Below are 24,528 nucleotides of genomic sequence, written 5' to 3' on the forward strand. Positions count from 1 at the left end.
CGGGTTCGGGCCCCGCCTCTATTTTTCCGATTGCAGGAACTGAATCAGCGCGGGGACGGTGCCCTCGATGTGCTCGCGGACCACGGCTTCGGCCTTGGCCGCGTCGCCAGAGCGAATCGCCTCGAGAATCACCGCGTGCTCCTCGCGGGCGCTGAGCGGTTTTTCGCCATGCTGCAGCCACAGGCGCATGGGCGCCTCGATCAGCGAGTACAGCGCGAAAATCTGCTTCATCAGCCGCGGACGGCCACTGAAGCTGCACAGGTGTTCGTGGAAGGCGCGATGGCGGCGAACCCACTGCGCGCCGTCATCGCGGTAGTCGTCCATCTCGTCGAGCATGCGTTCGAGCGCCGCCAACTGGCGCTCGTTGATACGGCCGACGGCCACGCGCACCGCCAGGCCCTCGAGGGCGCTGCGCATCTCGAACACCTCGTGCAGCTCATCGATATCCAGGCCGCTGACCACGGCGCCGCGATTGGGGCGCAGGGTTACCAGGCCCTGGGCATCGAGGCGACGAAAAGCCTCGCGCACCGGCATGCGGCTCATGCCGATTTCAGTGGCGATGTCCTCGGCGATCAGGCGCTCACCCTTGCGGTAGCGGCCGCCACAGATGGCCTCCAGCAGGAACTTGTAGGCCTCCTCCTCCGCAGTCTGCGGCTGGCGTTCAACGTAAGCGGGGGCGAATTGCATGGGCGACACCTTTTGTATTTTTGTATCCAATTATCCATGGATGCAAAATAGCAAAGCGTGTGCCAGATTGGACAGAGTGATTTCAATCGATTGATGTGAAAGGGAAAGATGCCAGGGGATGCGCGGTTGGGGGTTGGTGGTGAGTGGACGGAAGTGCTACCGAATGGCTCACGAAGTGCACCGGGCGCGTGCGAGTTGGTAGTTGGGTAACAGCGTGCGCCTACCTGATCCCAGAGCCAGACGGTACATGGAACCAAGCCCCTGAACCGTCAGCAACGAAGAACGGTTGAAGCGCGAGCACCGTACCCTAGGCCATTCTGACTTCATTCAACAACTCTGGATGACGGTCCAGCACTTTGAGTAGTTTCACCAAGGCCAACGAGGGCTTGGTTTTACCATTCTCGTACCGAGAGAAGGCATTGATACCTCCGCCAAAGATCTCCGCTGCCTCCCGCTGGTCAAGAGACAGCTTCTTGCGCACGCTAGCGATAAATGCCGGATCAACAATGGCTGCGTTGACCTGCTTTGAGAAGGCACGCATCTCACGCATGACGCGATCCGATTCGACTACATCCAGGACAGACTCGGCGCAGGCCGGACAGAACTCCCCCGTCACCGCGGTGAGCACGATGGTTTCACCCTTGTAGGTGTAGGGCAGATCGCGGGTATCGTGGATCAGCTCCGCCGCGCCGCAAACAGGACATTTCATGTTCATAGCTCCTTGAAGGATACGATCAGTACGTCATCGATGACCGTCAGTTTCAAATAGACATCACCCCCGGTGTGCTGGGGCGGTACACGGTGTTGCACAGCCCTCACACGTAAAAGAGATCAAGCGGCGAAGTGCTTGATCTCTTTCAGCGCAACGACCTCAGTCAATCGGATGACTGTCCAACACGGACGATGGTTGGCGGGACCGTGACATCTCTCCAAGCAGTGCATCCACAACCGCTCGCGTCACTTCCACTGAATGCAGCATGTTCCAGAACAGCGCCCGCTCGACGGGATTGTCGTGCAGACCGATTTCGTCGCCGTTGAGTTCGGTGGCTTCGAGCAGGTGGGAAACGTAGGTCAGGGTGTCGTGGGGCCGTTGTCTGTGCTTTGGTGTAGGTATCGGTCTTTGTCGGCCGTACTGAACGCATTGCAGGATTGTGGAGGATCGGGAGTGATTTCCTTAGCCATGGTGAATCCCTGTTTAACAGTGAAGGAGCTCATCCATCCTCGCTGCGAAACAAGGGTGGCGAGCTACGCGCAGGTTCGCAGAACAGGGTAAACAGGAACCCGGCAGACCGAAGTCTCCTGCGCACAGCTCGCCATAACGTGAGCAACAAAAAGCCGCTTACGCGGCGCTGTGCGCCTGTTTACGACCGGGCTGCGAAACCCGAGCCGCTGAATTGGCAGCGGCAGTCGAACAGTAGCCATCGCATTGGGCGCACACAATATTGTCCCACGCCTTAAGCGCGTGGGAAATGTAGGAGTTTTTGGCAGGTTGTTTCCGCGGATCCCACTAGCAGTCAGAAAATCACGGGGCGATAAGCGAGCTATTGGTCAAACCTCATAGAGCTATGGGTTCAGTGGGATTTCTTCGCCCCTTTTCGGGTAGGCCTTTTATCCTTCTGTATGCCTTGTTGGCCCTTTCCTTTTACCCTTTTGCCTTTGCGTTATGACCCTTTTCGGCGAGCGAATCGTGCGGGGAAACGTCTACAGACGCTCATGAACCCCGTCGCCTAAATAACGCCATAAACCTTCTCCCCCACCATGTTCTCCTTGCCCTTGAGCTGGCAAAGCGCCTGAAACTCCATCCAGAACTTGAACGCTGCACGGTACTGATCCGTTGTAAAGAGCTGCGGCTGCCCGTACTCCTCGGAAAACTCCTCAACGTACTCGTTGGAGAGAAGGATGTGACCATGCTCCATACCGGGGCGAGAGATCCACAGATACATATCGTTAACTCCCCAATCAGGTAGAAAAGGATCATCTGGCACGTACATTCCTTTTTCCGCCATCACGAAGAGCTTTTCGAGCTCATCCATCATGTCTGGATACATTTGGGACACCTGATCAAGCAACGTACTGGTGACCGAACGCGCTAAAGCCTCATCCTCCTCCACACAACGCAAATTTGCGTAGATCATGTTGTTCTGAAGCCTTTCAACCTCAGCGACTATTTTTATTTTTTCCTTATCGGGTTCCATTTTTTCTCCCCCGGTTCGACTGGATGGATTCCTTTTATCGCATCGCCTCCCTGACGCCAGAGCGCTCTTTCCTATGCCGCTGGCAGAAGCAACCGACGTGCCTGTAAGCACGCCTCCTACTCCAGTAAAAGATTTTGGTCCCGGCCGTACCGCTGCGTTCATACAGAACACTGAACACGGTAAAAGCTTGTTGCAGAGAGGGTTTGACAGCCCCTGGGCGAGATACTCATTGTGTAGAGGCATATCGTCGAGGTCACCAGCGCCGCCACGCTTAAGAAGCGTTGGATTCGAATAGCTGTGATGTGTAATTGAACGTGACCCAACTGCCCATATCGCCCCCATGACCATGCTCGTATTGGCAAGCATTACTTCTGGAGCCTGCGCCCTGATGAAAGACAATACGACTCACCACAACCCCTCGGCCAGAAATCGCCGCCGAAAGTCCAAACAGCTCCAAAACCGCTAAACCTAGCTAATCTTCATCCACCAGGCTGAAGCGTCAGCCTGGAGATACAAGCGCTATAGGCGTTGCACTAAACCATTGAAGCATCGTCGGCACCATAACGCAGTAACGTCAGCCCCAACCAACGCAGAAGACGAACAATACACAGGAAAGGGAATACCAATAATGCCTGAGAGCATTACGGCGGTTGAGATCATCAGACAGAGCCATCAAGGCTACTCAATCAAACCCTTTATCGTTCGTGGTGATGACGGTTTCACGTACTTCGTAAAAGGCCTCGCAAAAGCTGGCGGCCCAGCACTGATCTCAGAGGTGCTAGGTGCTGAGCTTGGAGTAAGGTTGGGCCTTCCCATTCCGCCTTGGGAACTCATACATATTGCTGATGAGCTCATTGCCTTCAGCGTAATCCCAAATGTTGATGACCTGCGTGGCGGAATCGCCTTTGCATCCAGGGCAGTCGAGAACGCCTCAGACTTCAGTCTCAGCAGCATCCATGGCACCTCGCTAGAGTTACGTAGGAAGATTCTGCTTTTCGATTGGTGGATCCGGAATGAGGATCGGTGCCTTGGAGAACTCGGCGGAAATGTTAACCTCATCCTCGACTCAAGCGGAAATCTGAACGTCATCGATCACAATTGTGCGTTTGACCGGGCCTTCAATCCCGAGACTTTTATGAACGGGCACGTTTTCCGCGATTGCCGGTCATTCTTTAGAGACTTGGTCGTTCGTCAGGAGTACATGCAAATGCTTGGCGGGATAGCCGATAGCTGGGGTACGATCACCGACCTTTTGCCAAAGGACTGGCTTTACCGTGACAGCGACCATATCGACCAAACGGCGCCCACGTTAGCTGAAAGGCTGGAGATGCTGGAGATGTTCAAGGACGAGCGATTCTGGGGAGCACTATGAAGCACATCTGCAACTACTCGATTGTACGGTTCCTGCCTTACCCAGAAACAGGCGAATTTGTGAACATTGGGGTCGTTTTGATCGCCAACAATGGCGACTTTCGCTTCAAAATCGAGAAAAAACGCCAGCGCGTGACCCATTTCTTTCCCAGCTTGCAGCCGAAGATATTCATTCGGGCTCGCCGTGAAATCGAAGCCGAGCTAACCAGACTTAGCGGGTTCTTCACCACCAACCGCACAGACCTTCCTGGACTCATTACGACCTTCAAGCACCTCATTCACCCGCGTGAAACGATGATGCGCTTTAGCGATCCCGGGACAATGGCAATTGAGAATGCAAATGATGCCGTGAACATCCTGTTTGATCATTACGTCAATCACAGCTTTGCCAACAAAGAATACCAGGAGAGCTTTCTTGAGCGGCAGCTCGGCCAGCTCCTATCCTCAAGCAATCTCAAGCAACGCTACAGCGAACAGAAACTCGGTGGTACGGACTACGTGGTCAAGTTTCCATTTGTGATGAGCAACGGCGCTCAGCCCGTGCAAGCATTGAAACCGCTGCACCTCGGACACGATGAGCCTTCGAAGATCATCGAGCATGGCGACGCATGGATCTCAAAGGTGCGCCGTCTCCATGCCTCTGAAGATCTCGCTCACGACACACTGTTCATTGCAGGGCCACCCGAAGCAGGTAAACCGAAACTGCTCAGAGCGTTCAAAGAAATCTGTGAAGAGCTAAAGGGATTCTCAGGGGTTCGCGTCACGAGCACCGCAGAGAGCCAGGCACACATCCTGGAGGAAATCCGAAAAGGAATTCCGACTTCGGTGCACTGACACTGGCACTGCCTCGCAGGCATCCCTATGAGCCAACTCTAGCCGGGCAAGCCCAGCCAACGCTGGGCATCTTGCCTCTCTCCTCACCTTTCTCAAGCAGTTTTCAGACATCCTCCGCGCCTTCACTCCAGCTCTCCGAGCAGGGGCAAGTCGAACCGATACAAGAGAGGCAAACCGCCAGGTGCGCCGGCCCCAGCGGTCTATTTCTACATCCGGGAAATCACATACTGGCTGACGACCAGGTCCAGGTGCGCCCCGCCGGCGTTTTTGTAGACGGTGATCTCATCAGCCCCTCGGACAAACCGTGGCAATTGGCAGAGATCGAACAGATCCCCTTCAATCCCCTCCTCCCGCAGTACACCGCTTTTCATCGGGATGACGAGGTCACCGGCAACCGCTGCCGATTGGCGGTCATCGACGAACACGCGCGACTTGCCCATCAGCTCGCAGTCGGCCTCCTGCATGTCGGGCCGAAAGCCTCCGACCAGGTCGACGTGGGTGCCGGGGCGGACATGTCGCCCGTGTATCAGCGGTGCGGTGCTGCTGGTGGCCGAACTGATGATGTCGGCCTGCGCCACCGCCGCGTCTAGGTCGTCGACCAGGGTGACGTCGATGCCGCGTTGCTGCAGTTGCGCCCGTGCCGACTCGAGCTTGCCGGGAGAACGGTTCCACAGCAGCACCCGGCGAATGGACGGCCGGATGTGCAGATAGGCGTCGGTCAGTGCCCTGGCCACGGGGCCGGCGCCCAGCACCAGCAGCACCTCGCTGTCTTCGCGGCTCAAGCGTCGGGCCGCCAGGGCCGAATCGGCGGCGGTCTTGCAAGCGGTGATGACCGGGCCGTCGAGTATCGCCACCACGGCCTTGCTGGTCTCGTCGATGACCAGAAAGGCCGCGTGCTCGGTCGGCAGGGGCGGCGAAGCCTTGGCGTTATCGGGATGAATGGAGGCCAGCTTCACCCCCGCTCCCCGCCCCGGCAACACCACCCCGCGGCTGAACAGGCCATAATGGCTGTCGCCAATGAAATAGCTGTCGCCTGCCGGTCGCGGCCCCAGGTGGGCCTCATGCAGGGCGTCGAGTACGCCGCCCCACTCCAGCACCGCCTGAATCTGTTCGGCATTGATCAATTGCATCATTCGTTCTCCCACGAAAACAGGCGCAAGCCCGCTGCACGGGTTGCGCCCTGGTCATTCAAAGGGTGCCTCAGGCACCGATCACGTGAAGCGGCTTGCCCAGCACAGCCATATCCGGTGTCACACCCAGGCCGGGGGCGCTGGAGGCCGTCATGTAGCCATCGCTGATCACCGGGCCGCCATCGGCGATCTTCAGGCTGTGGTACTCATGGAAGGCCGACGACTGGAAGTGGAAGCCCTGCGGCGTGGAGTGCGCCAAGTGAGCCAGGGCCGAAGTGGCGATCTCGCCGCCCCACGAGTCCTCGATGGTCATGGTGATACCGAGGCTCACGCACAGGTCGCGGAACTGTCTTGCCCGGGTCAGCCCGCCCACACGGCTGACCTTGAGGTTGATCACGTCCATGGCGCTGTCCTGGTAGCCGCGCATCAGCACACGTAGGTCATCCATGCATTCATCGAGGATGAACGGGTGATCGGTATGACGGCGAACCGCCAAGCATTCCTCGTAGGACAGGCAAGGCTGTTCAATGTAGATGTCGACATCACGAATGGCCTTCACCACGCGAATCGCCTCGTGCTGCTTCCAGCCCGTGTTGGCATCCGCGGCGAGCACATTGCCTGACGCCAGCACTTCGGACACCGCGAAGATCCGCTCGATATCCTGGCCGGCGCCGGCACCGACCTTCATCTGGAACTGATGAAAACCCTGGCGCTGGTAGTCGGCCAGCTTGGCCGCCATCGCCTCCGGTGCCTGGCGACTGATCACCTTGAACAGGGTGACCTTGTCCTGCAGCAGCCCACCCAGCAGGTTGTACACCGGCTGCTCGGTGGCCTTGCCGAGCAGGTCCCAGCACGCCATGTCGATCGCCGACTTCACGTAGGGATGGCCCTTGAGCAGCTCATCCATGCGCTGGTTGATGCGACCGAGTTGCAACGGGTCTTCGCCGATCAGCCCCGCCGCGATTTGCGCCAGACCGGTCCGTGCCCCCTCGGCATAGGCCGGCAGGTAGGACGGCCCCAGCGGGCAAACCTCGCCAACACCGGTGAGGCCGCTGTCGGTATGGATGATCACGACCGTGCTGTCGAAGGCGGAAAAGCTCTGGGTGGACCAGCTGTAGGAGCCTTCCTTGAGCGGCAGATCGACCTGATGGATCGCGATGCGGGTGATTTTCACGGGTGTCGCTCCTGTTGGGATTGTTGTCACGAGTGAGCACACTGTATTTCCATATCCCTGAGGAAAATTGTAGATTCCAGCCAGTTAATGGTACGTAGCGACTTGAGGACGCCAGCATGCACACCGACTTCGCTTACCTGGGCCCGGCCAAACCGGCGCCGGTGGTCGACACCCCCTTGAGAGTCGGCATCGCTCCTACCCCGGACTTCACCCTCATGTCGTTATCATGCTTCGTCGAGTACCTGCGCCTGTCGGCCGACGAGCGCGACTACAGCCGGCAGATCTACTGCGCCTGGGACCTGCTCTCTCATGACGAACAGCCCATCCCGGCCAGCTGTGGCTTCGAGATGCTGCCGACTCGACGCTTCGGCGACCCGCGCGACTACGACTACATCGTCGTGCATGGCGGCATCCTGCATGGCACCACCCCGGTACCGCAGGCCTTGCGCGACTACGTCGTGGCGGCGGTGGGTGCCGGCGTGCCGGTCGTGGGCCTGTGCACCGGCCAATTCGTGCTGGCCGGGCTCGGCCTGCTGGATGAGCGGCGCTGCGCCGTGCACTTTTCCATGGTCGAGGCCCTGCGCCAGTTGCACCCACGGGTGATCCCGGTGAGCGACCAGCCGGTGGTACGAGACGGCGGCATCATCACCTGCCCCGGTGGGCTGGCGTCGATCAACCTGGCCATGCAACTGGTCACCGAACACTGCGGCCGCGTGCGCTCGGACAAGACCCTGCACTACCTCATGGCCGACCGCGGCTTCGCGGAAATGCAGGCGTTGAGCGACCACGCCGAGGTCGGACTCGACTGCGCCGACCGGCGCGTGGTGAACGCCGTGGGGCTGATGCGCCAACGGCTGTATGAGACGGCCAGCGTGGGGGATATTGCTCAGGCGGTCGGGGTGTCGGAGCGCGAACTGTCGCGGCTGTTCAAGGAATACCTGCGGCTGCCGCCCGCCGAATACTGGCGTCAGATTCGCCTGAAATCGGCGCACTGGATGGTGATCAACAGCAACCGCTCACTCACTCAGATCGCCTACGAATGCGGGTTCACCGACAGCTCGCATTTGATTCACTGGTTCAAGCGTGCGTACCAGGTCACGCCGTCTCGGCTGCGGAAACTGCGTAAGGAGATGGGGGCGCATTAGAGGCAGTCGGCCCGCCTGGTACAGCGGTTCGTGCGCGCAGACGATGCAGCAGAGTTCGTCCTGAAGCAGTGAGGTGGCGGTTGCCCTGTACGACGTTCTACGAGCCTCACCACTCCTCACTCACGCCTTCAACCGCAGATAGGGATTGTCATAGGGCTGTTCGCTGAAGATCAACATGGGGTCCTTGAGCAGGTAGCCCTTGATGTCGCGAGTCTTGCGCGGGCCTTTGATCTCACAGGTCCAGACGTTCTGGCCGTCTTCAGTTTTGTGGTGAACGCCCAGTTTGTCGAAGCAGCGCTGCAGCCAGCGCCAGTCGGTGGTGCCCTGGAGCTTGGCCAGTTGGGCGACCTCGGGGTGTTCGTCGGTGTAGCGTTTGAAGATGCCGGGCGAGACCAAAAAGGCCGTTCCGGCCACGCTGTGAATCTTGGCCGTGGCGTCGTTGATCGGGAGCTTGTGGGTGAGAATGCCGTGGCGTAGCCACTTGATAAAGGCCTTGCCCAGGTCGTCGGCGTTCGCCGCGGGTTGCGGTGAGGGAGTCTTGGGCTTCGGTTTAGGGTTAGCCGGTTGGAGCGGTGTGGGTGGTGGTTGAGGTGCAGGCGACGTCTGTCGCGGGTGGTCCGGTATGGGCTCGGTTGGGGCGCTCTGGAGTTCAGGGATCGCCTCGCCCCAGGGGACATCTTGGTCAGGGATGAGATCGTCCTCTGTGTAATCTTCCTGCTGCCCCTCCCATGGGGGTGGCTCGTCGAAGTCAGGTACCTCAGTGAGGTGGTGCGAAGGCACCTCCAGTGCAAAGGCGCCCTGAACGGGTACCTGGATTTGTAGAGGTACTGGGGGCGGCGCGTTTTCTGTTGGTGTGGGTCCTGGACCTGAGGCAGGCTGCTCGCCCTCCTCGCTCGCCTCGGTGTCCAACTCGACAGTCACCGAGCCAGTGAACACCGGAGGTCGCTCGGCCGTGTCCCAGATCAGCGCCGGCGCGACCTTGAAGAACGTCAGGGTCTTCTTCCACTTGCCGTTCTGGATCGTGACGTTCCAGATGGCCTTGCCATGGGCATTGGGCAAGATCAGTGAGTTGTCCTGCATGATATCGAACAGCGTGGCGTTCGAGGACGGCACCCCATCCGTGCCTTGGGACAGCAGGTACGCACGCAGTCGGTCAGCCACCGTCTTGCTGACCAGCCAGAGTGCGTCCTCGGTCAACCAACCGTCTGAGGCCCGCGCCTGGTTGATTTTCAGTTGCTCGGTCACCAGAAAGCGCAGGCCTTCGACAATCCTTCGTTGCAGGGATGACTTCGGAGCGGCCAGTGCCCGGGTCGGATCGCCGCCCAGCTCTTTGGCGACCGAGGCCTGGTCCGCCTGTACCACCAACTCGCCCAGGATACCGGCGTGCTCATACTGCCCTGCCAGGACGTACAGCAAGGCACTCCACGGTCCCCGGTAGCTGATCAGCCAATCGAGGGTCGACTCCGGCAGGATGCGGGTCAGGAGAATGCCGGCGGCAGCGCCGTGGAGTTTGTACTCCCGGCCTTTGACGTATTTGAAGCGGTAGGGTTTGTTGAGTGGGCCCTGCCAGGGGTGCCACCAGGTGCCGTTGGACATTTGCACCTCGACATCGACGATGATTTTACCAATGTCGTGCAGCAGCGCGGCGTAGGCGATCACCACCGTCCAGGCGTCAGTCTGGGCTGCCTGGACTTCGGCATCGGTGCCAGCCGGTATCAAGTGCGACTGGCGCAGTTTCAAGGCATACACCACGATGTCCAGACCATGGTCGAGCATGCCGCCCAGGTACGCATGGTGGTGATTTTCGGAGGCCGGTAATTGCTGAACGAGTTCGGCATAGCGCTCGATGGGGTATTGGTAGAGGTCGGCAAACTGCTGGCGTGACAGTGAGGTGAGCTGCCAGATCTGCGCCATGAGTTTCTTTCGCCGAGGCGTCGAGAGCAGTTCACTGGCCGATTGAGGCGGGGTGTATTGAGCCGGCGGCTCATCCTTCTCATCCGGGTCGGGGTTTGCGGCCTTTTTTCTCAGCAGCCAGCTCCAGAGCATGCAGTCTCGTCCGTGTGTGTCGTCTCGTGGGATAGCCCTTTGAGAGGCCAGACAGCCTTTTCGGGTAGGCCTTTTACCCTTCGTTTTGCTTCCCTTGTTGGCCCTTCCCTTTTCACCTTTCGAAGCCTTTTTTCCTTTCAGAATGCCCTTTTCGCGGCGGGCCCTTCGAGCGGAAAACGAGCTGGGGATGGGCGTGTTTTCTTGGGCAATCAGGTGTGAGCTGAGCAGCGCAGAGCGAGGCTGACGAAGTGAGTTGTCCTACAGCCACGATCGAAGAAGAGGACTGGACCGGGCCAGGTGACTTTTCCATGCTTGAGGCGTGTTCTGCTGACATTGTCGGCGACATCGACAGGTAGCCACGATCTGAGAGGCTGCTCCGTGCCAGTCGCGGGATCGAATGAAGGCCGCTGAAGCGTTCAGAGATGCGGTCACTCCCCAGCCAGTCTGGTGAGCGAACGCATGCTGGACCACCCACGGGGGAAGTCACTTCCCTCTGGGGCAAGTGCTTCCCCCTTTTCCGTGTTGAGAAAGGAGAGGCACATGAGTGAAAGCCAGACAGAAGAAAAAAAGTACTTCAACTATTACATCCACGGCATTGGCTACCTCAACAATGTCCGCACCCTAACACCGCCCAATAAAGACCCCTTTCTAGTGGTCAAGGTCTCAGCACTCCATGGTCCCGAAGGGAGCCACAGTTACACCTACTTCGATTGTCGCGTCATGGGTAACGCAGCCAAAGAAATCATCAAGCTGTGTGCTCGACCGATAAACACAGGAGAAACGGTCTTTGCCCGGTTCATTCTGAGCAATCTTTGGGTCATCCCCTTCGTCTACCCAACGGGTGATAAAGAGGGGCAGCTGGGCTCAAACCTCAGGGCAGACCTGATCTCGATACAGAACCTGATCATCAATGGCGAGGTGATTTACACCTCCCCCCAAAAGAAAAACGGTGACTCACCATCGCCAGAGCCTGTCGAGGACGTTGAGCCAATAGACCCAACTGACCCTCCTGACACACCAAGCCCCTCTGGGGCATCCGCACCACCCATGCCAGGCACTGAAGAAGCAGCCTGATCATTCACTCACGCAAGGTGCCGTTACCGGCGCCTTGCCCCTATACGAAGGCATACCGCCCCTCAGGTGGGTGTGCCAGCGTCAAATGGTGCTGCTAAAGCACTGATCTGAAACAGCCCAGGCGGGGAACTCTCCCCGCTCGGGCGAGGTGGCTCTCCGTGCTGGGCTTATCTGGAGAGCTCCATTGTGTTCAATGATCTGAGCAAGCAGCAGGATGAATCACCCAAAACGCCTATCGTTTTCTCTGAGAAAGCCTGGCACGCCATGAACCTGGAAGGTGACGCCACACCTGAGCAGTTGTTTCAGCGCAAAGATGACGCCGTCCTCGCCGCACTGGAAGCCATTGTTCTGCGCACCACCTCTGACGTTCAGGCGTTCTATGACATAGAGGTGCCGTGCGTGATCACGACGGGTGATCTGTCAAAGGATCACTGGCTCAAACTACGTGTTGTCGTGTTGCGCACAGAGGGCCGGCCTTGTGGGCTGCACATCACGCTCAGGGATGAGGTTCATGACCCTGAACAGCGTGTACCTGGGTTGTTTTTCCCACCTGGCCAGGTGGTAGCCACGAAGGCTGTGCATGCCTTGATGAAACAGCGACGGCTGGAAGCCTCGGTCTACGTCAATCGACACCTGACCGGTGACTGGGGGGACCTCGGCGATGAAGACAAGCAGAGCAACGAGTACGCGCTGGAGCACGGCTTACGATTGTTCTCCGCGTACAACATAGACACCGAAGGAGAGGACAAGCTCTGGATCATCACTGAAGCGGACAGAAGCTGCACCACGCTGCTCCTGCCCTCGGAATACTAACCACCCTGCCCCAGCCTAGCTGAGGCCTCGCAACCGCCTGCTTGCCCTATGGGGTAAGTGGGCGGTTTTTTTGTTTCACTCCCTCAGCTCAACATCTCAGCAAACACCGAACGGGCCAACGAACAGCATCCAGGTGCATCGAGCTAAAGGCACGCAGGTTACAATCGCCGGCTCGGCCATCAAATGGAATGAACCCATGCTGTACCTCAGGATTTTAATGCTCGGCTGCGCTCTGCTCACGCTGGGAGGCTGCGCCATTGGCCAGACGATTGACTATCGAAAGGCGAGCCCGGAGCTGACCGTCCGCACGACTGCTCCCGTTCAATTGCAGGTGATCGATCAGCGCCCCTATGTGTTGGCGCTCGAGAAGCAACCCACGTTCGTGGGTCGGCTCCGGGGTCTCTACTACAACCCCTGGAACGTGAACACAGAGTCAGGCATGCCGTTGGCCGCCGACATTGAGCAGGCCTTGCGTGTGGCGTTGACCAAGGCCTCCGTGAAGGTGGCCGCCAGCGATGGGGCTAACGCCGCATCTCATGGCCAGCGGTTGCTGGTGGTGACCCTGCGGGAGTGGAAGATGGACGCCTACATGAATGCCCGGTTCGACTTTGACGTGACCGTATCGGTGATAGATGAACAAGGCACCGTGCTGGCAGCGTGCAATGTCAAAAACAGCAGCCCCGTGAACAACTTCGTTGGAGCCGGAGCCGAGGTTCTGCGTGCAGTACTCGACGCACCGTCCATTACTCACGCGTTGAGCAGCGCGGCTACCCCTTCGGCTTCGATCTCGCTCCCGGCGGGGCCTACCCCTATCGCACAGTCGGTAAAGTAGAGACCTGGCCCGCATCCGGCATCAGCGCAGCCTCCCAACTCCACCAGCCATCAGGGCCGTAGACCCGGTTGTACCACTCGGTCTTGCGGGCCTTTTGGGCCAGGTATCCAGGGGTGTCCATGCCAAAGACCTCCAAAGGGAAGTCGCGCTTCATGTCCAGGAGCCAGAAGTCAGGGAAGAACTCACACTCGCCCGCATCGTAGCGCAGGGGTTTCTCGAAGCTACGGCCGGTACCGGCCAACGTTGATTCAAGAATGGACTCGTAGCCAGAGTCCAGCGGGATCCAGCGCGGACTGATGTGCATCAGGGCCAAGTCGGTCACCTCGGCCTGCACTTGGGCCTTGCCAGGGTGCAGGTTGAGCTGAGCCATCACCATGACGCGCTCGCCGCGCGTCCAAGCCGCGACCTCGGAAGGAAAGCGTTTCTGGGCGCTCTCCCAGACCTCCTGCGCCAGGTTCAGATACGGCATGCCATAACGCCCGGCGATGGGCAGCCTGCTCATCGAAGCGTCGTGCTGGCTGACGTCAAAGCGGGCCAGGGGCGATATCACCAGCGCCCTGCGTCCCGCCTTGCTCACCTGCTGCGTGACCGTCCTGTTGGCAGCCTCGGCCTTGGAACGTGGCGCGGCAGACACCATCAGCACCTGGTGGAGCATGAGACGACCGGCCTTGATGCGGTGGGCCGTTTTGCGCAGCAGGCCATGGACCTGCCCGCTGTTGCGTTTGCCCTCCATCGCGGGGTACCAGATGTTCAGGCGGGCCTCCTGCCAGACCAGGCAGAGTAGCCCCAGGAGCGTCATGGCGCGTTTGCGGGTACCGCTGGTGCTCTGGGGCAGACGAGCACCGCTGAGGGTGGAGGCTCTGGCGGGTCGTTCGACCAGGCCGCGGGCCAGGCGGACACGCAGCGTGCCGTCGTCGCCCTCCTCAACCACGCCGACCTCATAGCCCTGCATACCGGAGCGCTCAGGTGCAGGGGCGTAAAAGCGGCATTCGTTGGCGTGCTCAGGGCCTGTGCCGGCGAAGCGGGCCAGGTGAAAACCGTCAGTGTCGTCCCGGCGTTTGATGGCCAGTTTGCGCGCCCCCCTGCCTGGGCAGCGGCAGGTGGCATGGGTGCGGCCATAGGCTTTTTCGAGCGTGGCCTTCCAGGCGCTGGCGTACTCGTGCTGAGTCTGGACAATCGTCGAGAAGGGTTTGCCGTCAATAACGACGGGGAATCGCTCATACACCATGCACAGGCACTCCTTGCCTTGATCCATTGGGTAGCGGGCGCTATAGACCGACTGTAGCCCCGAGCGCCTGGGGATCGAAGCGTGAGCACGTTACAAGGTGTTTGCCAAAGGCCTCCCACGGAGCTGAACCATCGCCAGGCCAGGAAGAACAAACCAATGGCCCTTGGCCTGCTGGTTGCTGGGAGACTTGCTTCGCCGACAACGCTCTGAGCAGTAACGCACTTCATCCCAGCAGCGAATCCATTTTTTCCGCCAAGTGAAGGGCAAGCCGCAGGTCGCGCAGGTTTTGACGGGTAGATCGGCCTTTTTCAAATGCCTGACTCCTGCTCGCAAGAGCATGACGAATCGCGAACGGCACCTTTTGACGGCCGCCCGCGTAAGACGCTTGTTCCAGAGAGGGTTTGTCAGGCCCCGCCCGCTCCGTCCGCCCCCATCACGAGGAAATCATCGCACGGGACCAGATCGATCTCAAACAGGCTGATGCCTACACGAATATAGCCATGTCTAATGAAACCCACTAGCCACAGTTAGATACCCACAGATTTCGCTATACCTCAGGCAACATCCATTGAGCCAAAGCGAACGGGACATCGCTGGCACGTATGAGCCAGTGCACTGGCCGGCGCTGTGATCGTGTCCCAGAAAGGGGTGTAACTGAACCAACCAAAGGCGCCCTGCGGGCGAAAGCGGTTGGTTATGGTCGTTCTTGGCTAATGTTGAGTTTGCGGACTTAAACTTCACCAGAAACACAGGCCTTGATCGAAGTGCGTGAAAATTTTGCAGGCTATCGCTGGTATAGCTATACCGTTTTGAGAGACAGTGCCAGCCGGATGCAGGAGCAATTCATCCATATTCGCAATTACTCGACCGATACCATAGCCCCTTAAGGGCTCAATCGAACCAGCACTCAAGTAGAAACTGAGGCGATTGGCGCCGATTATTGTTGCACCACTACGATCGGCGACAATGTGGAACGCAGATAGAAAAATTTCGGCCGCTCGAAAACAACTGATCGTTAACACCCTTCATCTCGAAGCAATAGCATCCTTGTTATCTAAAAAAAGATGACAATTTCAAATATCTTCAATTCCGTAATCTATCAAGTCTATTCCAACGATACGCTCGGCTTCTGCATGAGGGACGCCGAGCCCACCGAGGATAAACTCCACCATGCTCTCAACTGCGGAAGCTGGACGTTCCCCTTCCAGGATCTTGCGAAGAAGATAGAGCATGCCGCCAATAATACAGTCTACGGTGGAAGCAATATCCATAACATGGAAAGCATTTTCATCATTCCCGATACGGATATCTCGTGCCAGCGGATTACCCATAGTTTCGATCATGTCGTTAATACTGTAGACCGAATGCACTAGAAACCAGCCCCAGACAGGGTCAGTCAAGCCGCGATGAATAGTCCTTCGGATGTTAACTCCCACGCGCTCAGCAATACATGAGGAGGGGCATGTCGTGGCGTCCAGCTCTTCTATCATGGCCAATGCGTCGTCGATGAACACGGCACGCGCTACCTCTTCCTTGCTGGAGAAGTAATTATAAAAGGAGCCGAACGAAAGCTCTGCCTCTTCAGTGATGTCATTAATAGCGGTGGCTTCTATCCCCTTGCGCCCCATGACCAACCGGGCGGCGCGCAGGAGTTTGCTGCGGGTTCTCTGGCGAGCCTTTTCGTTGATACGTGGTTTGCGCAACTCACCCGTGGTTTCAGCGCTGACGTCCGGCTTAACCTCGGTCAAAGTGGCTTTGCTTCTGGCCGGAGCGACCGTCGCTGGCCTTTTGGCGGGTGCGGGTGTAGGCACTCTCTTTTTAGTCATGATGCTGATCGATTTGCGTTATTGAGCGGTGAAGCAAGAATAACCGACTAGCTCAAACGGTGACAGCGCGTGCCAGACGCATCTTCATTTAGACCCGTCTGGCTTTCTGGTTTCATCAGAACCGCATGCCTATTCCCATCAGCACCGACGAATAATGCGCGCCGATGTTGGTACCAGTGCTGGCTCCGCGGCCGCGAATGGTTTCCGGGATCTCGTATTCGTACCCTAGCGACAGGTCGGTCTGCGGCGAAAGGTGGTAGCTGAAGCCGGCCGACACCGAGTTGTTCAGGATGCCCGGCGAGAAGTAGTTAGCGTTGGTGTGGTCGGAGTCCACCGCTGCACTCGCGCGCTTGAAGCCAGCGCGCAGGGTCAAAGACTGCACGGCGTTCCACGACACACCGAAGCGGTACACGTTCTGGCTATTCAACCCGGCGCCGTCGGGGTTATTAAAGAAGCCGACCTTGTCCCACTCAATGCGCAGGTAATCGGCGGCAACCGTCAAATCCGGCGTCAGGTGCAGCGCCAGGCCTATGCCCGCCAGCTCCGGCAGATCCAGATGTCCACCGGAAATCGCCAGCAGATCGTCCTTGTAGCCAGACGCATCGCTGAAGCGCATTTTCGGCGAATACGAAGCGCCGACGCTGAGCAGAGGATTGATTTTCCATAAGCCCCCTATCCGCCAACCAAGCCCGGTGGTGGTGACGATGCCGTGGGTCGGCGAAACCCCCAGGCTGCCATCCGGCTGCGGTGCGACGAGGCCGCGAGCCTGCAATTGCTGGATGCCCAGCAGCACGGAGAAACCCACGGAGAAATCATCGGTGAGCTTGTACGCGATGGTTGGCGCAAAGTTGATGTGGGTGATCTTGGTTTTCACCGCCGGAAACCCCTTCCCCGGAATGGCCGCGTGGCTGTAGTCGGAGCCGGAGCCGATCGAATACAGCGACATGCCCACCGAAGTCCGCTCATCGAGCATGAAGTTAACGCCACCGGAGGGCACCGGTACGCGGACCTTGAAATCATCACGATTGTGTTCGTTGCCAAAGCTTGAACGGAAGCTGCCGAAGAACAGCTGCACATCACCATCAATGCGATTGCCCAACTCGACCATGCCCGCCGGGTTGTCGCTGGCAATGGCGGTGGATTGCGGGAACGCCATGGACGCGCCGCCCATTTGCGCCGACTCAACACTGGCGGAGGTGGGAATGTTGAAGTTCATCGCCGATGCGCAGTCAATCGAAGAGGCGCACAGCAGCCCCGTCGCCAATGCATTCAGCATAGTTTTCTTGTTATTCATCGTTACGCCTGCACAGTTTATTTATTGTTGTTGGAACTGATCGATCAAAGCGTTTACAGCGCACGTATGGGGCTTGAAAACAGCGTCGAAACCACGATCTCGCCCCAAAAAGCGAAATACGTTCGCGGTATCGATACAACGACTTAGAAGGCGACCTTGTCGCGCCCTTTCAACTGCATGATTTCCCGCGCTTCATCCGGAGTCGCAACCGAGAAGCCCAGCGACTCGATCACCGCCTTGATGGCGCTCACCTGTTCGGCATTGCTCTGCGCCAACCTGCCTTTGCGCAGCCACAGGTTGTCTTCCAGCCCCACCCGCACATGGCCGCCCATCAATAACGATTGGGTCGCGATGCGCGGCTGTTGCGCACCGACACCCAGCACCGACCAGTGATAGCTGTCGCCAAACAGGCGGTCAGCGGTGCGCTTCATGTGCACGACATCTTCGGGGTGGGTGCCAATGCCACCGCGAATGCCGAATACCGACTGAATGAACAACGGATCCTTCAAAAACAGGCGGTCGCGAAAATGCGCAGCGGTGTACAGGTGGCCGATGTCGTAGCACTCGATCTCGAAGCGCGTATCGTTCTCGGCACAGGCGGCCAGGATCTGGGCGATGTCCTTGAAGGTGTTGCGAAAGATCCGCTCCTCACTGGCCGCCAGATACGGCTGTTCCCACTCATGCTGAAACTCGGTGTATCGCTGCAGCAGTTCATACATACCGAAGTTCATCGATCCCATGTTCAGCGAGGCGATCTCCGGGCTGAACTGCAGGGCTGGCGCTATGCGTTCTTCCACCGACATGGTCGGCGCACCGCCGGTGGTCAGATTCAGGACCACGTCCGATTCGCGTTTGATCTGCGGCAGAAAATGCTCGAACAGACGCGGGTCCTGACTCGGCATGCCGCTCTGCGGATCACGGGCATGCAGGTGCACCACCGCTGCTCCCGCCTCTGCCGCTTCGATGGCCGAGCGGGCGATCTGCTCGGGTGTGATGGGCAGATACGGCGACATCGACGGCGTATGAATGGAACCGGTAATGGCGCAGGTGATAATGACTTTTGGCACTTTGGCAGCCATGGCTGTTTTTCCCCGAGGCAAATGGATGCATGGAGCGGCATCGAGGTTCGATGCCGCTACGTTGCGGTTATCGCGGCTCGTCAACGATGGTGTTTTCGATATAGCCCAGGCCGGTGATCTCAACTCTCACCACATCGCCGGCCTGCAGGAACACCTGAGGCTGCATGGCGATACCAACGCCTGCTGGGGTGCCAGTGATCAGAATGTCGCCAGGCTCAAGCGTCATGACTTCGCTCAGGTAAGCGATCTGCCGGGCGATGCTGTAGGTCATCAATTCGGTCGAGGAATGCTGACGGCGTTCACCGTTGACGCTCAGGGTCACGGTCAGTTGCTGCGGGTCGGCGACTTCATCGGCGGTGGTGATCCACGGGCCGATGGGGCCGTGAGTGTCGAAGGACTTGCCCAGCGTCCAGGTTGGGCTCTTGGCCTGCCAGTCGCGGGCGCTGACGTCGTTGGCCACGAAGTACCCGGCCACGTGCTGCAATGCTTGCTGTTCGCTGATGCGCCGACCGCCCTTGCCGATCACCACGCCCAGCTCTGCCTCGTAGTCGAGGCGCTCGCACACCGCCGGGTGATGCACATCGTCGAACGGACCGTTGATGCAGGTGATCTGTTTGCTGAACCAGACCTGCGAGGTCGGAATAGCTACGCCAAGGCGTAGCGCCTCGGCTTCGTGGTCCTTGTAGTTCATGCCCAGGGCCAAGAACTTACCCGGGCGCAGAATAGGTGCCTCCAGCTTCACTTGATTCAACGCAACACTGTTGTGATCGTTGAGCCCCACCTCGCGGGCGGCAGCCATCGCTTGGGGGTTGCCAAGGAGAGTGCCCACATCAACCAGATCGGCATTTGGCAACAAAGCATCGATGTTGGTTATAAGCTGGTCTCGTACCAAACCAATCGAAGTCTTGCCGTTGTAGGTATATCGAGCGATTTTCATGAGCGTTCCTATTATGACTATTAGCGTAAAAGCAAGATCAATCGAGAAAGTCTGGAGACAACGGCGGCGCCCATTGCGCCAGGGCGTCAGGAGACAACGGTTCGCTGCCCACTGGCATCGCGTCGTTGACCAGGTCACCGTCGGTCCAGTGCTCGACCTTGTTGCCGAACGGATCGAGCCAGTAGTCGAAAATCTGGCTACCCTGCACGTGGCGGCCGATACCCCATGAATGGCGACGGTTCTGCTGGCGCAGGTACTGGTTGCCGCAGGCCAGGTCGTCCCAGTCGAGCACCTCGAAAGCGCAGTGATCGAAACCCGGCTCCGCAGCTCCCAGATTCAACAGCGCCACGGTGTGATGGTCGGTGTATTCCTCGCCCAGCCCGCAGTGCATGAAGGCCGCCACGGTGTTGCCCGGGTTCGCGGCGTAATAGCTGTCCGAAACCCGCAGCCCGAGCACGTCTTGGTAGAAGGCGAACATTTCCTTGAAGTTGACCGTCTTGAGCACTACGTGGCCCAGGCGCATCACGCAGGACGGTTGCACGCTGACCCGATTGGTGCTGCCCAGGCGTCGGCGGTCATCAACCGTATTCAGTTGTAGGGCAGGACGCACGTCCTGCACCTCGACCGTCTGGCCGCCATACAGCAGATCAACCCGCAGCCCGTCCGGATCACGCAGCGTCACGACCCAGCCGGCGCCCAACTCGTCATTGGGCCGCACCGGGCTTTCGAAGCGCTCACCGATAGCCTGCAAGGCTTGCAAGCTGTCCATGCGGTAGCCGACGCCAAGCGCCTTGGCTGGGCCTAGCTCGGCGATGTAGGCCGGATAGCCGCCGTGGTAGGCGGACATGTGCAAGGCGGTCTCCGTGCGGGCGTGGTGACGCAGGCCGAAGTCGCGCAGGAAATCGGCCTGGACATCCAGATCCGGCACCTGATAACGGACGTAGGCGATATCGCGTACAGCAATCATGCTGTGCTCCTTTATTGTCATTGTTGGAGGGCATCGTGCGGATCGCCGGGCCCCGGAGCCCGGCGATGGTTCAGCCCAGATCGAACCAGCAGGTCGCCGGATCCAGCGCGTGAAGCTGCTTGTAGGAACCCGAATAGAACAGCAATGGCCTGCCGTCCGACTCCTCGATTGCCTGCACATCAGCGGTGTAGATCAGATGATCACCACCGGCGTGCACCGCATTGGCCCGCACCGCCAGTTGCACCAGCGCACCGGCCAACACCGGCGCCTCACCCAGCAGGCGATAGTCCGGCTCCAAATCCGCTTGCGGACGGCCGCCGAAATGGCTACTCAGCGCCTCGTTGTCCTCGCGCAGAAAGCTGATGCCGAAGGCATCACCTGGTTTGACGCTGGCAGCGAAGCGCGCCTGATTGCGCACCGCGATCAGCACCATGGGCGGGTCCATCGACAGCGACATGAACGCATTGGCCGTCATGCCGCTGAACTGCCCTTCGTGGCTGAAAGTGATCACGGTGACGCCTGTGGCGAACTTGCCCATCACGCGGCGAAAGATTCGCGGTTCCACTTCTTTGATTTGCATGGTGCTCACTCCCGGTCGATACGCATTGCGGGTTCGCATTCAAATGAACGGTGTACCCGGCGTATTGCCGCAGAGAATCCGGCCGTAGGTCTCGAAGTTGGTGTTGGGGCTGACGATGCCGTGCAGCGAGGCGATGCGTGCGTCCTGCCAGATGCGAGTCATCGGATTGTTGACCGAGGCCAGCGAGCCCCCAGATGCCGAAGCCAACAGGTCGACCGCCTCCCAGATCAGTGTTTCGGCATAACCAACGTCGCGGCGAACCTTGGCTCGTTCATTGAACGCCATGTAACTGCCCGAAGCCGCGCTGGCATCAATGGCGTCGGCGTGGCGCTCGAGAATCACGCGGGCCGCATCGATCTTCGCCGAGGCCTCGCCCACTTGCAGGTGGGTGATCGGCGCTTCGGACTGCTTCGCGTACCAGGAGTACTGAATGCCGCGCCGTGGCAGGGTCTCTAGGAAGGTTTCCAGCGCCGCCACGCCCAGGCCCAGCGCCGGGAACGCCAGGATGATCGCCAGCATCGGCATGCACGCGCTCTGGTAAAGCGACTCACCGGCCAGGTGCGTGGCCAGGTAATCGCCCTCGATGGCCCGGGTCACCGAGGCGATGCGCGAGTGCGGCACGAAGACCTTGCTGGCGGTGACAGTAGAGCTGCCACTGCCGCTGATGCCGATCACATTCCAGTCATCGAGAATCTGCAACTGCTCGACAGGAATCAGCGCCACGCCTTGATCAACCACCTTGCCGTGCTCGTCGACCAGCGGAATGCCGAGCATGTCCCAGGTCGCATGGTTGACCCCGGAGTTGAAGCCCCACATGCCCTCCTCGATCAGATAACCGCCTTCGACCTTGCGCACCACCGCCTTGCGCGGCGAGAGCACGCCCGTGACGCGGGCGGGTTTGGTGCCGCAGAACACCTCTTGAGCCGCCTCTTCACCGAAGAAGGCCGCCGCGCACCAGGTGGTGACGTTGGTCAGCGCCGCGACCCAGGCCACCGACGCATCACCACGACCCAGCTCGGCCACCACTTCCAAAAAGGTGCGCACCGACACTTGGCTGCCGCCATAGCGACGGGGTGTGGTCAGGGTCAGCAGGCCGCCCGCTTCGAGGTCGGCCAGGGTATCGGGCGGCAGGCGTCCCAGTTGCGCGGTGTCTTTGCTGCGGGCTTTCAAGCGGGGCACCAGGGTACGGGCGTAATCGAGAAGCGTGGCGGCGGTCTGCGCCTGATCAGCAGCAGCATGGGCGGGTTCGGAATAGAGAATTGCAGTCATTGCTTCACCTGTTTTTCGTGTTGTTGTTATCGGTCTCCAGGCCGGGGTGTCACCGTACCGGAGCATTATTGATATATTCATCATTTTTGATAGAGTCATCAATATATTTTTTGAGAATGTCCTCAAAAAATTTTTAGCCCCCGATTGGGTCGCACCTGACGCCCAAAAAACGAGATTCCAAAGATTCATTCAACAACGACAAGAGAAGTGCAAATGCCCGAATTCAATGCTCCGCTGCGCGACATGCGCTTTGTGCTCAACGAACTGTTCCAGGCCCCTGCCCTCTGGGCCGATATGCCTGGACTTGCGCAACAGATCGACGCCGAAACGGCCGACGCCATCCTGCAAGAAGCGGCCAGCATCACCAGCGGGCTAATAGCGCCGCTCAACCGCAGCGGCGATGAAGAGGGCGTGAGTTTTTCAGACGGCAAGGCCGCCACCCCAGCCGGGTTCCTCGATGCCTACGCAACGTATTCTCGAGGCGGGTGGGTCGGGCTCAGTGGCAACCCCGAGTACGGCGGATTGGGCGCTCCGAAGATGCTTTCAGTGTTGTTCGAAGAAATGCTCTATGCCGCCAATAGCAGCTTCGCGCTGTATTCGGTCTTGAGTTCAGGCGCCTGCCTTGCCCTCGATACCCATGCTGACGAAGCCCTGAAAAGCCGCTACCTGCCGGCAATGTACGAAGGCCGCTGGGCCGGTTCGATGTGCCTGACCGAGGCCCACGCCGGGACCGATCTAGGCCTGATCCGAAGCCGTGCCGAACCCTGCACAGACGGCAGTTATAGGATCAGCGGCAGTAAGATTTTCATCACCGGCGGTGAGCAGGACCTGACCGAAAATATCATTCACCTGGTCTTGGCCAAACTCCCTGATGCGGCGCCTGGCGCCAAAGGCATTTCGTTATTTCTGGTCCCTAAAGTGCTGGTCAATGAAGATGGCTCTCTAGGCAGCCGTAATACCGTTAGCTGCGGCTCGATCGAGCACAAGATGGGAATCAAGGCCTCAGCGACCTGCGTGATGAACTTCGATGGCGCCACCGGTTGGCTGATTGGTGAACCTGGCAAAGGCTTGGCAGCGATGTTCACGATGATGAACTACGAGCGCCTGTCCATCGGCATTCAGGGATTGGGCTGCGCCGAAGCCTCCTACCAGAACGCGCGCAAATACGCACAGGAGCGCCTGCAAAGCCGCTCTGCCGATAAGACGGCCGTCTCGGCTGGCATCGCCGACCCGATCATCGTCCACGGCGACGTGCGCCGCATGTTGTTGACTATCAAGGCCATGACCGAAGGCGGCCGCGCATTCGCCTGCTACGTCGCACAACAACTGGACCTGAGCAAGTACTCCCCTGACCCGCACGCGCGTTCGCGTGCCTCCCTTCTCGTCGCGCTTCTGACACCCGTGGCCAAGGCATTCTTCACCGACAACGGCCTGGAAAGCTGCGTGCTGGGCCAGCAAGTATTCGGCGGCCATGGCTACATCCGCGAATGGGGCCAGGAGCAGCTGGTGCGCGACGTGCGCATCGCTCAGATCTACGAAGGCACCAATGGCATTCAAGCCCTGGACCTGCTCGGTCGCAAGGTACTGGGAGGCTCGGGCGAGGCGCTGCAGTTATTCGCCGACGAAATCCGCGAACATGCTCAGCACACGCGCTCCGGGTACGCTACCCCGTTGCAATCGGCCCTAGACCGGTTGGTCGATCTGAGCCAATGGCTGAGGGAGCAAGCCGCCTCCCACCCCCACATCATCAGCGGCAGCTGCGTGGAGTACCTGCACCTGTTCGGCTTCGTTAGTTATGCGTACCTGTGGTCGCGAATGGCCGAACTCGCCGACCGTTACTACGACACCGACACTCAGTTTTACGGCGCCAAACGTGCCACCGCCGAGTTTTTCTTCGCACGGCTGCTGCCACGCATCGAGAGCCTGGAAGCCTGTATCCGCAATGGCACCAACTCGCTGTATGCGCTGACCGCCGAGCAGTTCTGACCTCATCGTGTAGCGGCCAGCCCACAGAGGCTGGCGCTGTACGCAAACATTACCATCACCG

At 59.1% G+C, this 24,528-nt stretch carries 21 protein-coding genes and 2 pseudogenes; 7 read left to right on the forward strand and 16 right to left on the reverse strand.

The genetic code is table 11. From position 1 onward, the window contains the following. Positions 1-18 precede the first annotated feature (18 nt). From HU752_RS19950 to HU752_RS19960, 4 genes and pseudogenes are all read right to left on the reverse strand, one after another. On the reverse strand, positions 19-687 hold the full coding sequence (locus tag HU752_RS19950; RefSeq protein WP_186678930.1) for a GntR family transcriptional regulator: 669 nt from the start codon (positions 685-687) through the stop codon (positions 19-21). A gap of 307 nt (positions 688-994) precedes the next feature. Then, complete coding sequence (locus HU752_RS19955) at positions 995-1,396, reverse strand: type II toxin-antitoxin system MqsA family antitoxin (protein ID WP_186678928.1); 402 nt, start codon at positions 1,394-1,396, stop codon at positions 995-997. A 2-nt stretch (positions 1,397-1,398) separates the two neighbouring features. Beyond that, positions 1,399-1,487 (reverse strand): annotated as a pseudogene (locus HU752_RS32245) (type II toxin-antitoxin system MqsR family toxin); the annotation flags it as partial. Positions 1,488-2,414: 927 nt separating this feature from the next. Beyond that, a complete protein-coding gene (locus HU752_RS19960) occupies positions 2,415-2,882 on the reverse strand; it encodes a hypothetical protein (RefSeq protein WP_186678926.1) in 468 nt (155 codons plus the stop codon). A gap of 628 nt (positions 2,883-3,510) precedes the next feature. On the opposite strand from HU752_RS19960, the gene HU752_RS19965 reads away from it, so the two are divergent. Both HU752_RS19965 and HU752_RS19970 read left to right on the forward strand, forming a co-directional pair. Next, positions 3,511-4,254 (forward strand): HipA family kinase, encoded by a 744-nt coding sequence (locus HU752_RS19965; RefSeq protein ID WP_186678924.1) that lies wholly within the window; start codon positions 3,511-3,513, stop codon positions 4,252-4,254. Beyond that, a complete protein-coding gene (locus tag HU752_RS19970) occupies positions 4,251-5,087 on the forward strand; it encodes a DUF3037 domain-containing protein (protein WP_186678920.1) in 837 nt (278 codons plus the stop codon). The genes HU752_RS19965 and HU752_RS19970 overlap by 4 nt, the downstream gene beginning before the upstream one ends. 206 nt (positions 5,088-5,293) lie before the next feature. Here HU752_RS19970 and HU752_RS19975 read toward each other — a convergent pair whose 3' ends face one another. Together HU752_RS19975 and HU752_RS19980 are read right to left on the reverse strand one after the other, a co-directional pair. Beyond that, positions 5,294-6,220 (reverse strand): ornithine cyclodeaminase family protein, encoded by a 927-nt coding sequence (locus HU752_RS19975; protein WP_225920029.1) that lies wholly within the window; start codon positions 6,218-6,220, stop codon positions 5,294-5,296. A 67-nt stretch (positions 6,221-6,287) separates the two neighbouring features. Beyond that, positions 6,288-7,391: a cis-3-hydroxy-L-proline dehydratase gene (locus HU752_RS19980; RefSeq protein ID WP_186678917.1), complete on the reverse strand. Its 1,104-nt coding sequence runs from the start codon at positions 7,389-7,391 to the stop codon at positions 6,288-6,290. A gap of 116 nt (positions 7,392-7,507) precedes the next feature. Between HU752_RS19980 and HU752_RS19985 the strand changes: the two genes are divergently transcribed. After that, the gene (locus HU752_RS19985; RefSeq protein WP_186678914.1) at positions 7,508-8,536 is read left to right on the forward strand and encodes a GlxA family transcriptional regulator; all 1,029 of its coding nucleotides are present in this window, start codon (positions 7,508-7,510) and stop codon (positions 8,534-8,536) included. Between the two features lie 120 nt (positions 8,537-8,656). On the opposite strand, the gene mobH is transcribed toward HU752_RS19985, so the two are convergent. Further along, complete coding sequence (gene mobH / locus HU752_RS19990; protein WP_186678912.1) at positions 8,657-10,582, reverse strand: MobH family relaxase; 1,926 nt, start codon at positions 10,580-10,582, stop codon at positions 8,657-8,659. A gap of 540 nt (positions 10,583-11,122) precedes the next feature. Between mobH and HU752_RS19995 the strand changes: the two genes are divergently transcribed. The 3 genes from HU752_RS19995 (at position 11,123) to HU752_RS20005 (ending at position 13,301) form a co-directional block, all read left to right on the forward strand. Further along, positions 11,123-11,656, forward strand: coding sequence for a DUF3577 domain-containing protein (locus tag HU752_RS19995; RefSeq protein WP_186678901.1), 534 nt, complete (start codon positions 11,123-11,125; stop codon positions 11,654-11,656). Positions 11,657-11,842: 186 nt separating this feature from the next. Continuing rightward, complete coding sequence (locus tag HU752_RS31815; RefSeq protein ID WP_225920030.1) at positions 11,843-12,469, forward strand: hypothetical protein; 627 nt, start codon at positions 11,843-11,845, stop codon at positions 12,467-12,469. 196 nt (positions 12,470-12,665) lie between these two features. Continuing rightward, a complete protein-coding gene (locus tag HU752_RS20005) occupies positions 12,666-13,301 on the forward strand; it encodes a hypothetical protein (RefSeq protein ID WP_186678891.1) in 636 nt (211 codons plus the stop codon). Here the strand turns inward: HU752_RS20005 and HU752_RS20010 are convergent. The 9 genes and pseudogenes from HU752_RS20010 to HU752_RS20050 form a co-directional block, all read right to left on the reverse strand. After that, positions 13,279-14,529, reverse strand: a complete 1,251-nt coding sequence (locus tag HU752_RS20010; RefSeq protein WP_186678889.1) for a DUF1173 family protein — start codon at positions 14,527-14,529, stop codon at positions 13,279-13,281. The genes HU752_RS20005 and HU752_RS20010 overlap by 23 nt on opposite strands. A 183-nt stretch (positions 14,530-14,712) precedes the next feature. Continuing rightward, a pseudogene (locus HU752_RS20015) lies at positions 14,713-14,841 on the reverse strand (DUF2256 domain-containing protein); the annotation flags it as partial. 761 nt (positions 14,842-15,602) lie between these two features. Then, positions 15,603-16,355: a TetR/AcrR family transcriptional regulator gene (locus HU752_RS20020; protein WP_186678886.1), complete on the reverse strand. Its 753-nt coding sequence runs from the start codon at positions 16,353-16,355 to the stop codon at positions 15,603-15,605. A 115-nt stretch (positions 16,356-16,470) separates the two neighbouring features. Then, entirely contained in the window at positions 16,471-17,649 is a 1,179-nt protein-coding gene (locus HU752_RS20025) for an OmpP1/FadL family transporter (RefSeq protein ID WP_186678883.1), read from the reverse strand. Positions 17,650-17,792: 143 nt separating this feature from the next. Continuing rightward, positions 17,793-18,728, reverse strand: coding sequence for a 3,5-dioxohexanoate:acetyl-CoA acetone transferase (gene kce / locus HU752_RS20030; RefSeq protein ID WP_186678872.1), 936 nt, complete (start codon positions 18,726-18,728; stop codon positions 17,793-17,795). 67 nt (positions 18,729-18,795) lie between these two features. Continuing rightward, positions 18,796-19,665 (reverse strand): fumarylacetoacetate hydrolase family protein, encoded by an 870-nt coding sequence (locus HU752_RS20035; protein ID WP_186678871.1) that lies wholly within the window; start codon positions 19,663-19,665, stop codon positions 18,796-18,798. A gap of 37 nt (positions 19,666-19,702) precedes the next feature. Next, a complete protein-coding gene (locus tag HU752_RS20040; protein ID WP_186678870.1) occupies positions 19,703-20,632 on the reverse strand; it encodes a VOC family protein in 930 nt (309 codons plus the stop codon). 70 nt (positions 20,633-20,702) lie between these two features. Continuing rightward, positions 20,703-21,212, reverse strand: a complete 510-nt coding sequence (locus HU752_RS20045; RefSeq protein WP_186678861.1) for a flavin reductase family protein — start codon at positions 21,210-21,212, stop codon at positions 20,703-20,705. 39 nt (positions 21,213-21,251) lie between these two features. Continuing rightward, positions 21,252-22,481 (reverse strand): acyl-CoA dehydrogenase family protein, encoded by a 1,230-nt coding sequence (locus tag HU752_RS20050; RefSeq protein ID WP_186678860.1) that lies wholly within the window; start codon positions 22,479-22,481, stop codon positions 21,252-21,254. 213 nt (positions 22,482-22,694) lie between these two features. Between HU752_RS20050 and HU752_RS20055 the strand changes: the two genes are divergently transcribed. Next, entirely contained in the window at positions 22,695-24,467 is a 1,773-nt protein-coding gene (locus HU752_RS20055; protein ID WP_186678849.1) for an acyl-CoA dehydrogenase C-terminal domain-containing protein, read from the forward strand. Positions 24,468-24,528: the final 61 nt, after the last annotated feature.

Origin of the sequence: Pseudomonas vanderleydeniana (assembly GCF_014268755.2) — a bacterium.
Lineage (GTDB): Bacteria > Pseudomonadota > Gammaproteobacteria > Pseudomonadales > Pseudomonadaceae > Aquipseudomonas > Aquipseudomonas vanderleydeniana.